The organism is Kitasatospora sp. NBC_01300 (genome assembly GCF_041435235.1).
Taxonomy (GTDB): domain Bacteria; phylum Actinomycetota; class Actinomycetes; order Streptomycetales; family Streptomycetaceae; genus Kitasatospora.
Map to the genome: position 1 here is coordinate 6,084,744 of NZ_CP108408.1, position 14,299 is coordinate 6,099,042.

Genomic DNA, 14,299 nt, shown 5'->3' on the forward strand with positions numbered 1-14,299 from the left:
TTGTCAGTGGGCCTCGCTACGTTCCTCGCATCGCTGACCGGCAGGTGGGAGGAGACGTTCGTGGCATGGGTGGAAACAGGCGCGGGAGGGTACCGCGTCGCGCTCGACGGGGAGGGCAAGGTGGTCTGCCGCAACGCGGCGGGCCGCGAGCTGAAGTCCCTGCCCTCGAAGCTCGGTGACGATCCGGTGGTCATCCAGCTCAGGCAGCTCACCGAGTGGCTGGCCGCGCACGAGCGGCGCTGCCAGGAGGACGTCGAGCGGTGGATGGTCCGCTCGCTGCCGGTGCCCGCCGCCGTGCTGACCGCGGTCTGGGCGGACGAGGCCTGGCAGGCCGTCCTGCGCGACCTGGTGGTCACCGGCCCGGACGGCGCCGTCGCCGGCTTCCTGCGCGGTGCGGACGCCGAGCGCGGGATCGGCCTGGTGGACCTGGACGGCGACACCGTCCGGCTCACCGACGGCGAGATCCTGATACCCCACCCCGTGCTGCTCCCGGACCTCGACGACCTGCGCGAGTTCGCCGTCGAGCTCGGCGTCTCCCAGCGCGTGCCGCAGCTCTACCGGGAGGTCTGGCACCGGCCGGACGAACTGCCGGCCGGCACCGAGGTCACCACCTACGCCGGCGGCCGCTACCGGGAGCTGCGCGAGCTGCTCGGGCGCTGCGCCCGGCTCGGCCACCGGGTGCGCGGCGGCTCCGCCGTCCAGCCCGTGGTGGAGGCGGGGCGCACCGTCGAGGCCCGCGTCTGGGTGGGCGACTACTACGAGTACGACGCCTGCGAGACGGGCGCGCTCAGCTGGGCGGGCCCGGACGGCCGGGTACTGCCGCTCGCCGAGGTCGGCCCGATCGCCTGGTCCGAGGGCATGCGGATGGCCGCCGCACTGTACGCAGGCCGCACCATCGAAGGGGAGGACGCCGCATGACCGCCACCGGACTCGACCAGAGGGCCGTTCAGGACGCCGGCCGGGCGCCCGCCCAGGACACCGGGCCGCACGAGCGGCTGCTCGACGCGGGGGCCGTGCTCCCGCCCGGCACCCTGCCCGGCGCCGGCCGCCCCGACAGCGCCGCCGACGTGCTCACCGCCCGCGCCTACACCCACCCCGCGCTCGACGGGCGCCGGATCGTCCGGCTGGTCCCCGGCGCACTCGGACCGGCCGAGGACCTCGCCGTCGACTTCCTCGGGCTGGTCCCCGACGGCGCGCCCGCCGAGGTCGGCCAGGTCCGCCAGGAGGCGCTCGGCTTCCCCGCCTGGGCGCTGGTCCACGACCCGGCCAACGGGCACCACGCGCTCGCCCTGGTCAAGGAGATGGAACGGCTCTCCCGCCAGGCCCGGTCCAAGCCCGGCACCGCCAAGGACGGGTTCGAGGAGCTGGCCGCCCGTCTCGGCCGCGCCGTGCCGCACTTCCTGCCCACCTTCTGCGAGGAGGTCGGCCGGATCTTCCTCGCCCACGGCAACCGGACCTACGCCGCCAGCTACTTCGGCAAGGCCCGCGAGGCCGAGCGCACCTACCGCCTGACGGTCGACGAGGAGCGGCTGCGCGCCGTCTTCCTGGAGTTCGCCCTGGCCGGCGCGCTCACCGTCAAGTCCCTGCGCCAGTACGTCAAGGAGCTCGCCGGGCGGCTCGACGCGCTGACCGCCTGGCAGCGCTTCCACCAGCTGTGCACCGAGCGCTCCGCCGCTGGCATGGCCCCCTACGCCGGGGTCGCCGAGGACGCCCGCGCGCTGATCAAGGCTGCCGGGCTGGACCGCGCCGAGCACGAACAGGCGCTGCTCGCCGAACTGCTGGCCGCCCCGGGCGTCAACCGGGCGCCCGGCGCGTTCTGGAAGTCCTGGCACGGCTCCCTGACCGAACTCGGCCGGCGCGACCCGGCGGTCCGGGCCCGCCTGCTGGAGCTGATGCCCGACCCGGTCGGCACCGACACCGCCCTGAACGACACCGCCTGGCTCGACCTGCTCGCCGAGACCGGGGCCGAACAGCTGCTCACCGGCCCGCGCACCGAGGGCGCCGAGCCTGCCGCCGCGTGGCTCCAGCGCTGGTGCCACCACCTCGGGCGCGGCTGGCGCTCCCGGCCCAGCTGCGCCGCCACCGTCGCCCTGGCCGGCCGGATGGCCGAGCGGCTGCGGGCCGACGGGGTCCCGGTGGACCTGTACACCGACGTCCGCCGCAGCCGGACCCAGCTCGACCTGCTGGACCAGCTGCTCGCCGACGGCGTGCCCGTCGCCGACCCGTCGGCCACCCACCGGTTCGACCTCAAGGACTGGGTCGACCAGTGCGGCGCCGACAGCACCGGCCTCGCGGCCGTCGCCGCCGACCCGCGCTTCCGGCCCGCCCTGCGCGCCGCCACCCCGCCCGCCTGGGACACCGCCGTCAAGCGGCAGGTGCCCGCCCTGCCGCTGCTGCGCCGCCTGTTCGAGGAGTGGGCCGAACTCCGGGCCGACGAGCTGACCGCCGCCCGCGGCCTGGCCGCCGCCACCGACCTGGTGCAGTCGCTCAGCCCGTACCGCACCGCCGTGCGGGCCGTCGCCCCGGCCGCCGCCGAGCGGATCGCCGCCCTCGACGTCACCGGCCTGCTCGCCGGGGCGCTCGGCGCCGGCATCCTCGACGAACTCGGCTGGCCCGCCCTGGAAGAGGCCGTGGCCAAGCTCACCGACCCGGCCGACCCCACCAAGCCCGCGGACCCTGCGGACCCCGGCTCCGCCGGACCGGACTCCGAGTCGCCCGCCGCCCCCGGCCTCAACGGCGGGCGCCTCACCGGCCTGATCGTCGAGGACGCCTGGCCGCACCTGATCCTCGCCCGCCACGACCAGGCCGTCGTGGTCGGCCCGCAGGGCGTCCTGCTGGAGCACACCCTGCGCCTGCCCCCGGCGAAGGAGCGCTGGAACCAGCCCCGGCTGCGCTTCGTCGACGGCGAACTCCTCGTCGCCTGGTACCAGGACGGAAAGCAGCACGCCTACTGGTCCAGCCGGCCCGGCGAGGTCATCGAACTCACCGGCGAGTCCATCGCCGGCTACTACTACGGCGACCGGGATCCCGAGCCCCCCTCCCTCCCGCTGCCCGGCGGCGGCCGCACCACCGGCGAACGCCCGCTGCACCCCGGCGACACCCGGATGCCCGGCGAACACCGGGTCCTCAGCGACGGCACCGGCCACTGGACGCTGCGCTACGGCCAGGACGGCGCCGTCCTGCGCGAACTCGACCCGCACACCGGCGTCCTCGGCCGCGCCGCCGAACCACCGGTGATCGCCGCCACCGCGGCCGCCGGCTGGCTGCCCGCCGCCCGCGCCCGACTGCTGCCGCTCCAGCCCGGCCTGGAGCAGACGCCGCTCGGCACCGACGGCACCGTGCTCGGCAGCTGGGTCCGGATCGACCCCGGCCGCGCCGTCACCACCACGACCGCCGACGGGCAGGCCATCGTCCTGCCGATCACCGACGGCCACCCGGACCACGTCCCGGTCGGCCGCCTCACCCTCCCCGGCCAGGCCCGACCGGTCGTCACCGAGGCGCAGCGCGGCGGCCTCGCCCTCACCCTGCCCGACCTGGCCACGGACACCGACCGCAGCATCGACCTGCGCCCCTGCCGCCCGGGGGACTTCGCCGCCGCCGGCACCGCGCTCGTCCCCCCGCTCGACCACTGGCACGCCCTGCGGCCCCGCGACGAGGCGGGCTCCCGCGTCCTGCGGGGCGTCGACACCGAGCAGGCCGCCCGCCTGATCGACGCCGCCTGGCCGACCGACAGCCGGCCCGCGCCCGAGGAGGAGCAGCGCTGGATCACCGTCCAGGGCGTCCGGCGCCCGCTCGCCCGCTCCGGCGGCGCCCGCCGCGCCCTGCCCGTTCAGGCGGTCGGCACCGTCCTGCCCGGCATCAGCCACCCGCTGCTGCTCGCCGGGGTCGCCGGGCTCGCCCGCACCGCCGCCGACCTGCTCGACCGGACCGCCCGGTTCGTCCCGCAGCCGGAGGCCGAGAAGCCGTCCAAGGCCGAGGCCGCCGAGTACCGGCCCGAGCACGGCCGTGACCACGAACTGCGCGAGGCCGTCACCACCCTCCTGCCCGACGTCGCCTGCTTCGGCCCCAACTGGGGCGACGGCGACCGGTGGCGGGTGCTCAACAACCTGCGCGCCGTCACCGCCGTCCTGGCCGACCCGCCGACCGCCACCGGCGAGGGCTGGAGCACCCCGGCCACCGTCACCCTGCAACACGGCGACACCCACCACGGCTGGCTCCACCTGCTCGGCCGTCTCGACACCCTCGCCTACGCGGTGGCCGCCCCGCTCACCGAACCGGCCCACCGCTCCAGCCTCGTGCTGCTCCTCGGAGAACTGACCGAGGGAGTGCTCGCCGACCGCGGCGCCGCCCTGCGCGAGATCGTCCTCGGCGAACCCGCCGACCGCACCGACCGCCGCCAGCCCGCCGTCCCCCGCGAGGGGCAGGTGCTGCGCCACGGCGACCGCACCGTCGTCATCCTCGGCCACCGCCGGCACCACGAGGGCACGGAGCAGTGGTACGCCGTCGACCACGACCCGAGCGGCGCGTTCGGCCCCGTCGCCCACTTCACTACCGTCAAGGAACGCGGCACCGAGGAGCGGGTCAGCGCCGCCTGGATCGCCAAGTTCTGGCGGGTGGCCGCGCTGCGGGGCAGCGTCCCCTGGCAGCCCGCCCGTGCCACCGCCTTCGGCGGGCTCACCGGGATCGGCGCCGCCCGCGCCGCCCTGCTGCTCAGCCCGCCGCCCGGGCTCTTCCAGTGGCACAGCGCCGTGCTGTCCGCCGACCGCCTCGCCGAGTACGGCCTCAAGTCCACCGAGGCCAGGGCCGCCCGGGACTGGCTGCGCGGCCGCGACCGGAGCGCCCTCGCCGACGTCTGGGGCGCCCTGCTGCCCGCCGACCCCAAGACCCTCTGGACGGAGGGCCCCGACGTCGACGCCGGCGCCGCCGCCTGGATCCGGCACTTCGGCCGGCTCGTCACCCTCCCCGAGACCGCCCAGGCCACCGTCACGGGCGCGCGGATCGAACACATCGAGGCGGTGCTCAACCCCGCACAGACCCCCTGGCTGACCGGCACCACGGGCTTCCGGCTCAGCGGCGACGGCGGCTCCACCCCTCAGCTGCTCGCCGAGGACCAGAGCGCCGCACCCGCCCCCGGCGACCTCGGCCGCGCCGTCGACGCCCTGCGCTGGCTCGCCTACCACCTGCCCGCCGACAGCCCGCTGCGCCCGTTGCTGCCCGCGGCCGCCGCCGCGCTGCGAAGCCGCCTCGCCGATCCGGAGCTGCTGCTCGACCTCCACCTCGTCCACACCACCAAGGGCGCCTCGATGTCGGCCGTCCTGCGCACCCACTTCGGCCTGCCGGCCGTGGGCGGAGCCGGCCCTACCGGGCTGGTCGACTGCGGCCCGGCCCTCGTCCTGACGCCGTACCACGACGAGTACGAGCGGGTCTGGCTGCGCCCGGCCGGGCTCACCGGCCCCGACGACCCGGTGCTCGAACTGCTCGGCGGGCTGGGCGCCGGCTACTGGCTGGACTCCGAGCGGGGCGCCATCGAGGCCGTCCTGCGCGGCGAAGTGGAGCGCCTGGCGGCCGCCGCCGGCCCCGCCGCCGCCAGCCCCGCCGTCAGTTCCGCCGCCGCGTCCGGTGACGCCGCGGCCTGGCTGCAGCACCCGCAGCTCACCGTCCCCGACCTGGTCGCCGAGGCAGCCCGGGCCCACGGCCTCGGCGAGGACGCCGCGGTGCTCTACCTCCAACTGCTGGCCCTGCCCGACCCCACCGACCGCAACGTCGCCCGCTGGACGGGCTGGAAGCCGGCCAGGCTCAAGCGCGCCCGCGCCGAACTCGCCGCCACCGACCTGGTGCTGGAGGCCAAGCGGGCCCGGGCCGGCCGCACCCTCTTCCTGCCCGGCGGCTGGCAGGAGGCCAAGTCCCCCGCCCTGCCCGCCGAGACCTGGAAGGCCGCGCTCTACGAACTGCCCACCCACCGCGTCTCGCTGCCCCACCTGCCCGTCCCGGATCTGTTCGCCCGGGCCTGGCAGCGGACCCTCGACGGCGACGCCCCCGGCTACGAAGAGCTCCAGACCAGCAAGCGCAGGAAGGCCCGCCGATGAGCGCCACACCGCCGAACAGCACGCCGCTGAGTGCCGACACCGCCACCGCGAGCCGGCAGATCATCCCGCCCGAGGAGAAGCACGCCACCGAACTGGAGTTCCTGGCCGCGTACGACACCGGCCCGCGCCCGCCCGGCTGGCGGCTCACCCCGCGCGCCGTCGTCACCTTCGTCATGGGCAGCGACGGCGAGAAGCTCAAGGCCGGCCGCCGCGGCCTCGCCATCGAGCAGAAGTTCGTCGGCGAGCGCGCCCTCGTCGAACGCTGCGTCGTCACCCTCGCCGGGGAGCGCGGCCTGCTGCTCGTCGGCGAGCCCGGCACCGCCAAGTCCATGCTCTCCGAACTGCTCGCCGCCGCCGTCTGCGGCACCAGCGCGCTCACCGTCCAGGGCACCGCCGGCACCACCGAGGACCAGCTCAAGTACGGCTGGAACTACGCCCTCCTGCTCGCCAAGGGGCCCAGCCGGGACGCCCTGGTGCCCTCCCCGGTGCTCACCGCGATGACCACCGGGGCGGTGGCCCGCGTCGAGGAGGTGACCCGCTGCCTGCCCGAGGTGCAGGACGCGCTGGTCTCCCTGCTCTCCGAACGGCGGGTCGCCGTCCCCGAGTTGGCCGGCACCCCGGACGGTCAGCTGCACGCCGCCGCCGGCTTCACCCTGATCGCCACCGCCAACCTGAGGGACAAGGGCGTCAGCGAGATGTCCGCGGCGCTCAAGCGGCGGTTCAACTTCGAGACGGTCGGCCCGATCGCCAGCCTCGCCGCCGAGGTCGAACTCGTCCGCCGGCAGTCGACCGTCGCCGTCGCCCGGGCCGGAGCCGCCTACGCGGTGGACGACGCCGTCCTGGAGGCCCTCGTCACCGCCTTCCGCGACCTGCGCACCGGCCGCTCCACCGAAGGCTGGGACGTCGAGCGCCCGTCCACCGTGATGAGCACCGCGGAAGCCGTCTCGGTCGCCACCGCGCTCGGTGTCACCGCCGCCTACCTGCCCGACGGCGGCGACCTGCTCGGCCGCCTCCCCGGCCAGCTCATCGGCGTCGTGCGCAAGGACGACCCGGCCGACGCCGCCCGGCTGCTCGGCTACTGGGACGGACCGGTCCGCCGGCGCGCCGAACAGGGCGCCGGCACCTGGCGCACCCTGTGGGACCTCCGTTCGGCCCTGGAGGCATGAGGCGATGACCAGCACGGTGACGCCCGCCCCGGCCGGCCCTGATCGCCAGGACGGCCGCGACCACCAGGACGGCCCCGCCCGTCCGCTCGGCCCTGACCACCTGGACGGCCCGGACGGCCCGGACGGCCTGGGCGACCCGCGCCAGGCCGTCCGGGCTGCGGCCGACCACCTGGCGGACTCCGGCACCGGCCGGCCCGGGCCCTACCTGATCGGCGTGCGGCACCACGCGCCGTCGCTCAGCGCGGTCCTCCCCGCGCTGCTCGACGCCGCCAAACCCGAGGTGGTGCTGGTCGAACTCCCCGCCGAGTTCCAGCCCTGGCTCGGCTGGCTGGCGGACGAGGCCACCCAGGCCCCCGTCGCCCTCGCGGCCGCCCCGGCCGGCCGCGAGGGCGGCCGGGGCCCCGCCGCCGACTCCGGCCCCGGCGGGCTCGCCTTCTACCCGTTCGCCGACTTCTCCCCGGAACTGGTCGCCCTGCGCTGGGCCCGGCGCAACGGCGTCGAGACACTCGCCTGCGACCTCCCGCTCGCCCGACGCACCACGCCCCACGAAGAGCAGCAGCCCGTCGCCGGTACCCCAGGCGCCCCCGGCGTCGCCGACGCGCTGCGCCACCGCCTCACCGGCCGCGATGCCGACGACGACCTGTGGGACCGCCTCGTCGAGACCGCAGCCCCCGGCTCCACCCCCGACGCCGTCCGGCGCGCCGCCCTGCTGGTCGGCTGGGCGCTGCGCCGCGACGCCGAGACCGGCCCCGGCGTCGACCTGTACGACCTGCGGCGCGAAGCCTGGATGCGGGCCCGGATCCGGGCCGCGGCAGCCGGCGGGCGTCGGGTCGCCGCCGTCGTCGGCGCCTTCCACGCGCCCGCCCTGCTCGACGGGCCCGCCACCACCGAGGAACCGCCGCACCCGGACGACCTCGGGCACGCCCTCTCCCTGATCCCCTACACCTACCCGCTGCTCGACGCCCGCTCCGGCTATCCGGCGGGCATCCGCGATCCCGAGTGGCAGCACACCGTCCTCGACGCCGGCGGCGACCCCGACCGCCTCACCCGGGCCCTCACCACCACCGCCGTCCGGATCTGCGAAGCGCTGCGCAGCCAGGACCACCCCTCCGGTCCGGCCGACGCCCGCGAGATCGTCCGCCTCGCCGGAGACCTCGCCCGCCTGCGCGGCCACGCCGCCCCCGGCCGCGGCGAACTCGTCGAAGCCGTCCAGACCGTCCTCGCCCAAGGCGAACCCCTAGGCCGCGGCCGGGCCGTCGCCCGGGCCCTCGAACGCGTCCTGGTCGGCACCCGAACCGGCCGCGCCACCCCTGCGGCCCCGCGCAGCGGGCTCGCCCCCGCCGTCGAAACCCTCCTCGCCGACCTCGGCCTCCCCGGCCCCGCCGACCCCGAGCCCCGCGAGCTCCGCCTCGACCCGCTGCGCACCCCCCTCGACCGCCGCCGCGAGATCCTCCTCCACCGCCTCACCACCTGCGGGGTCTCCTACGCCGACCCCGTCACCACCACCGGCGCGGGCGGCACCGAAACCATCGGCTCGCGCTGGAACCTCCACTGGACCCCGGCCACCGCCGCGATGCTCACCGTCGCGGGCACCCGAGGCGTCACTCCCGCGCAGGCCGCCGAAGGCACCCTGCGCGAACGCCTCCGCCGAGAAGAGCAGGCCGACGGCCCCACCGCCCGCGAGGTCCTCCAAGGCCTCACCGACGCGGCCGCCTGCGGCCTCCCGGCCCTCGCCGACACCCGCCTCACCCAACTCGCCGCCGTCCTCCCGTCCTCCGGCACCCTCCCCGAACTCCTCGACGCCCTGGCCCTCCTCGACCGCCTCGCCGCCGGCCACCTCCCGGGGTACCCCTCACCCGACGCCCTCGACGGCTCCGACGGCTCCGACCTGCTGCCCGATGCACCCGATGCGGGCGGGGCGTCGGTCGGGCCCGCGGGGCGGTTGGGGGCGGTGGGCGAGGTGTTGACCGTGGCGGCCGTGCGCCAGCTGGAGGGGCTGGGCGGGTCGGACGATCCGGCGGACGCACGGGCGCTGGTGGAGCTGGCGCGGCGGGCGGACCTGGACGGCGGGTTGCGGCTGGGGCACGTCCTGGCCGAACTCGCGGACCGGGGGAGTCCGTTGGTGCGAGGTGCGGCCGGGGCGGTGCGGGTGCTGCTGGGCCGGGAGCGGGCGGAGGTGCTGGGCGGGCGGGCGGCTTCGTGGGTGGACGGGGCGACCGGTCCGGAGGCCCGGCACGCGCTCGGTCGGGGGCTGGTCGGCCTGCTGACGGCGGCGGAGGGGCTGTTCGCCGCCGCGCCGGAGGCGCTGGAGCCCGTGCTGGAGCGGATCACCTCGCTGCCCGACGCCGCCTTCCTGGACCGGCTGCCGGCGTTGCGCGGCGGCTTCGACACGCTCAGCCCGGCCGCCCGGGACCGGTTGCTGGTCCTGGTCGAGGAACGCCTGGGTGCCCGGCTCGCGAGCCTGCCCGAGGACGTCCCACCGGCGGTGGTGGCCGGCTGGGTCCGTGCGGATCTGGCCGCCCGCGCGGCGCTGGCCCGGCGCGGACTGCTGCCGGCGCCCGGGAGCGATCCGGTGCCCGAGCCACCGCACCACGCCCACCCTCTTCCTTCCGTGCCCGTCGCGACGCGGCACGCCCTCGCCCCGGCCGAGCGCTGGCGGCTGCTCCTCGGTCGCCCCGGCAGCGGTGGCCTGAGCGGGCGTTGCGCCCGACTCGCCACCGCCCTGGACGAGTTGTACGGCAGCGGGCGAGGCGAGGGCTCCGGCCCGGGCCTGGACGGGCGGTCCGGGCGGGGCGGCCGCGAGGCGCCCTTCCCGGGGGTGCGGGAGTGGGCCGAGGAACTGTCGGCGCTGTTCGGGCCGGGCGTCCGGGAGGAGGTGCTGGCGGCCGCCGTGGCACAGGGCCGGACGGACGTCCTGGAGGCGATCGAGCCGGGGGCCGTCCGCCCGTCGGTCGACTTGCTGCGCACGGTGCTGGAGCACGCGGGCGGCCTGCCGGAGGCGAGGGTGGCGCGGCTGCGTCCGCTGGTGCGGCGTCTGGTGGACGAGCTGACGCGCGCGTTGGCGACCAGGCTGCGTCCGGCGCTGACCGGGATCAGCGTGCCGCGTCCGACGCGTCGGCCGGGTGGCGGACTGGACCTGGACCGGACCATTCGCGCCAATCTCGCCACGGCCCGCCCGTCGGGCGGCGGCGGCACCCTCATCGTGCCCGAGCGCCCGGTGTTCCGGACCAGGGCCCGGCAGTCGGCCGACTGGCGGCTGATCCTGGTCGTGGACGTCTCCGGGTCGATGGAGGCGTCGACGGTCTGGGCGGCGCTGACGGCGTCGATCCTGGCCGGGGTGCCTTCGCTGAGCACCCACTTCGTGGCGTTCTCCACCGAGATCGTCGACCTGACCGAGCGGGTCGAGGATCCGCTGAGTGTGCTGCTGGAGGTGCGGATCGGTGGTGGCACCAGCATCGCGGGCGGCCTGCGGTACGCGCGGAAGCTGGTGACGGTGCCGTCCCGGACGCTGGTCGTGGTGGTCAGCGACTTCGAGGAGGGCGGTCCGGTGGGTGGGCTGCTGGCCCAGGCCCGGGCACTGGTGGATTCCGGAGTGCACCTGCTCGGTTGCGCGGCGCTGGACGACACGGGGACGGCCCGCTATTCGAAGGCGGTCGCGGGCCAGCTGGTCGCGGCCGGCATGCCCGTGGCGGCGTTGAGTCCGCTGGAACTGGCCCGCTGGGTGGGGGAGAAGGTGCGATGAGTGTGGCGGAGCGGACGAGCGGCTGGCCGGCGGTCCGGCCTGAGGTGGTCGCGGAGGTGGTGGCCGGGTTGAGTGCCCGGTTGCAGAAGCGGCTGGACGGCGCGGCGGCGAAGCTCGCGGAGCGGCCGGTGACCCGTTGCGGTGACGAGTGGCGGGTGGAGGTGGACGAGGAGACGGCGCTCGTGCTGCACGCCCCGGGCGCGGTGGTCGCGGATGCGGACGATGTGCGCTGCGGCTGCCTGCTGGCCCCGGCCTGCGTGCACCGGGCCGCTGCGGTCACGCTCTGCCCGTTGGCCGAGCCGGCCGAGCTGGCGGATCTGGCGGATCTGGCTGAGGAGACGGAGGAGGCCACACCGGTCGAGGCCGCCCCAGCGTCCTCGGCGGAGGCGCAGCCCGAGGCCGGGCCCACCCCGGTGGAGGTGGCGGCGGCCCGCCACCTCCACCGGGCCGGGTGCGCGGTGCTGGCCGCCGGGGTGAGCGGAGCGGGGGCGGTCGCGCAGGCCGAGCTGCTGCGGGCGGCCCACCGGGCGCGGCTGGCGGGGTTGTACCGCCCGGCCGCGGCGGCGGTCGCGGTGGTGACGAGGGTGCGCGCGGCCCGGTCCGGGGCGCCGGACCACCGACTGGCGGACCTGGTGGCCGGTCTGCGTGAACTGCTGGACCTGACCACCGCTCTGAGCACCGGCTGCGGCCCGGTCGCCGAGTTGCGCGGCACCGCCCGCCAGGCGTACGGCGAGGAGGGCGGGTTGCGGCTGTACGGGCTGTTCACCGAGCCGGTGCTGACGGCCACGCATGCGGGAGTGGTGAGTTGGGCGGTGGACGCCGGGGGCCGGCTCAGCACGGTGGCCGAGGTGATGCCGCACGGTGACGCGGCCGCCGCGGCCCCGCAGGCGGTCGGGGCGGGCAACCGGACGGTCCGGCTGGGGGAGGCCCCGCTCAGCCACCGGGAGTTCAGCCGTGCCGGGCTGGCCGTCCAGGGCGCGACCCGGTCCGCCGCCGGGCGGCTGGGCGCGGGTGCTTCCGTCCGGGCGGTCCGGGCGGCGGGCGCGGCGTGGACGGCGGAGCCGGTGGCCACGCTCTGGGCCGAACCGGCGGCCGCCCAGGTGGCGCGGGCGCTCGCGGCGGAGTCGCTGCCGTACGAGGGCCGCCCGGCCGGGAGCGACCTGCTGTTCCTGGACGTGACCCTGCTGGGCCCGGCTCCGGCCGGCCCGGGCGGATCGCTGCGGCTGCTGGCACGCTGCGAGGGCGGTGCCGACGGTGCCGACGGCGGCTTGGTGGTCGGTCTGTGCGCGGGGCACGAGCACCCGGGGCTGGCCTTCCGGGCGAACCTCGCACTGCTCGCCACCGCGCCAGGCCTGCGGCTGCGGGTGATCGGCCGCCTGGAGCGATCGGACCGCCCGGAGCTCCGTCTGCTCGCGGTCGGCACACCCCCGGAGTCCCCGACGGCCCCCGCGACCCCCGGCCTTCCCTCGCTCGCCGTCCCCGCGGACCGGGCCGACCGGGTCAATCTCGGCCTCGAACGCCTCCAGACCGCCGACCTCCAGACTGCCGACCAGCGGATTGCCGACCAGCCGACCACCGCCCCCGCCGATGCCGCCCCCGCCGATGCCGGGCCCGGCCTCCCGGCCGGTCTCCCGAGCGAGGCCCCGTACGGTCCACCCGTCCACGTGCTCGGCCGCCGGGTCGAGCAGGCGGTCACCACCGGGCGCCACGCCCTGGCCCCGAGCGCGGCCACGGCGGCCGCGGACGGGAGCCTGCTGCGCGCCGCCGGGCTGGTGACGGCCGCCGAGCTCCTGGACGCCCTGCGGGCCGCCGCGGCCGACCGGCGCCGCGACGTGTTCGGCCGGGTGGTCCCGGACGACCACGACGCCTTCGCCGGGTCCTGGCTGGCGGCCGCCTGCTACACGGAGGAGCTGGCCACCGCGCTCTGTGCCGCCGCCTGGGCCGGGGAGCCCGCTCCGGACCGGCATCGGGGGGAGGTATAAGGAAAACTATTTGCATAGACAGCTAATCCGCGTCGGCTGGCATACTTGTCGCAGGGAAGACGTCGTGAGACGTGCGGGGAAGTGGAAGGGAAAGCGAGCTATGGGTATCCGCGACGACGCGGCCGAGGTCCGGGCGGGTGGCTGGCGGACTCTCGCCGCGCTGCACGGGCTGATCGACGCGGCGCTGGAGAAGGCGCTGCAGGCGGAGCACCGGCTCTCGGTGGTCGAGTACACGGTGCTGGACGCCCTGTCGCGCCAGGACGGGTGGCACATGCGGATGCAGCAGCTGGCCCGCGCCGCCGCCCTGAGCAGCAGCGCGACGACCCGCCTGGTGACCAGGCTGGAGGACCGTGGGCTGCTCAGCCGCTACCTCTGCGCCGACGACCGGCGCGGGATCTACACGGAGCTGACGCCGGAGGGCCGCACCCTGCTGACGGCCGCCCGCCCGGTGCACGACGCCACCCTGGAAGCGACGTTGGCGCAGGCCGCCGAGGTGCCCGAGCTGGCACCGCTGGTCCACGCGCTCTCCGGACTCGACGGTCCGGCCGGGCTCACCGGCCGCACCCCGGCCAACGCCTGAACCCCGGCCCCGACCTGACCCGGCCCTGACCTGCCCTCGACCCCGACACCAAGGCCGGGTCCGGCCCCGGACGCGGCAAGCCAGCAAGCCAGTACGGCCCGCACGGCCTGGACGCTCAACGCCCCCCGGCGGACAGGGCGTTGCGGTGCACCTGGTCGAGCAGGGCGAGCAGCAGCTCCTTGCTGGACGCCCGTTCCCGCACGTCGCAGAGCACGATCGGGACCTCGGGGCCGAGGTCGAGGGCGCGCCGGACGTCCTCGGGGCTGGCGTCGCGGCGGCCGTGGAAGCAGTTGACGCCGATCGCGAACGGGATGCCGCGCTGCTCGAAGAAGTCCACGGCAGCGAAGCTGGATTCGAGCCGCCGGGTGTCGGCGAGGACGATCGCCCCGAGGGCGCCGAGCGCGAGGTCGTCCCACATGAACCAGAACCGGAACTGGCCGGGTGTGCCGAACAGGTAGAGCACCAGGTCCTCGCGGACGGTGATCCGCCCGAAGTCCATCGCCACGGTGGTGGTGGACTTGCCCTGGACGCCGTCGAGGCTGTCGACCCCGATGCTGGCGCGGGTCATCCGCTCCTCGGTCTGCAGCGGTTCGATCTCGCTGACCGAGCCGACCATGGTGGTCTTGCCGACGCCGAAGCCGCCGGCGACGAGGATCTTGACCGCGCCCGGCACCAGGCTCTGGGTCGTCAATTCGGGTCTCCTGGAGTGGGACTGAGAGGTGCGGGGCGGTCGGGTCCGCGGG

The 14,299-nt window shown here is 76.7% G+C and carries 7 protein-coding genes; 6 read left to right on the forward strand and 1 reads right to left on the reverse strand.

All coding sequences use genetic code 11. The features are described 5' to 3' along the window. The first annotated feature begins 60 nt into the window (after window positions 1–60). The 6 genes from OG556_RS26655 (at window position 61) to OG556_RS26680 (ending at window position 13,556) form a co-directional block, all read left to right on the forward strand. Window positions 61–918: a DUF4132 domain-containing protein gene (locus tag OG556_RS26655; protein WP_371520215.1), complete on the forward strand. Its 858-nt coding sequence runs from the start codon at window positions 61–63 to the stop codon at window positions 916–918. Next, on the forward strand, window positions 915–6,086 hold the full coding sequence (locus OG556_RS26660; protein WP_371520218.1) for a hypothetical protein: 5,172 nt from the start codon (window positions 915–917) through the stop codon (window positions 6,084–6,086). The genes OG556_RS26655 and OG556_RS26660 overlap by 4 nt, the downstream gene beginning before the upstream one ends. Continuing rightward, a complete protein-coding gene (locus tag OG556_RS26665; RefSeq protein WP_371520221.1) occupies window positions 6,083–7,252 on the forward strand; it encodes an AAA family ATPase in 1,170 nt (389 codons plus the stop codon). The genes OG556_RS26660 and OG556_RS26665 overlap by 4 nt, the downstream gene beginning before the upstream one ends. Before the next feature lie 4 nt (window positions 7,253–7,256). Next, window positions 7,257–10,994, forward strand: coding sequence for a DUF5682 family protein (locus tag OG556_RS26670; RefSeq protein ID WP_371520224.1), 3,738 nt, complete (start codon window positions 7,257–7,259; stop codon window positions 10,992–10,994). Beyond that, window positions 10,991–12,976, forward strand: a complete 1,986-nt coding sequence (locus OG556_RS26675; protein ID WP_371520227.1) for a hypothetical protein — start codon at window positions 10,991–10,993, stop codon at window positions 12,974–12,976. The genes OG556_RS26670 and OG556_RS26675 overlap by 4 nt, the downstream gene beginning before the upstream one ends. Before the next feature lie 100 nt (window positions 12,977–13,076). Further along, window positions 13,077–13,556 carry a MarR family winged helix-turn-helix transcriptional regulator gene (locus OG556_RS26680; RefSeq protein ID WP_371520230.1) on the forward strand — a complete coding sequence of 160 codons (480 nt, stop codon included), beginning with the start codon at window positions 13,077–13,079 and terminating at the stop codon, window positions 13,554–13,556. Window positions 13,557–13,671: 115 nt separating this feature from the next. On the opposite strand, the gene OG556_RS26685 is transcribed toward OG556_RS26680, so the two are convergent. Then, entirely contained in the window at window positions 13,672–14,247 is a 576-nt protein-coding gene (locus OG556_RS26685; protein WP_371520233.1) for an ATP/GTP-binding protein, read from the reverse strand. Window positions 14,248–14,299: the final 52 nt, after the last annotated feature.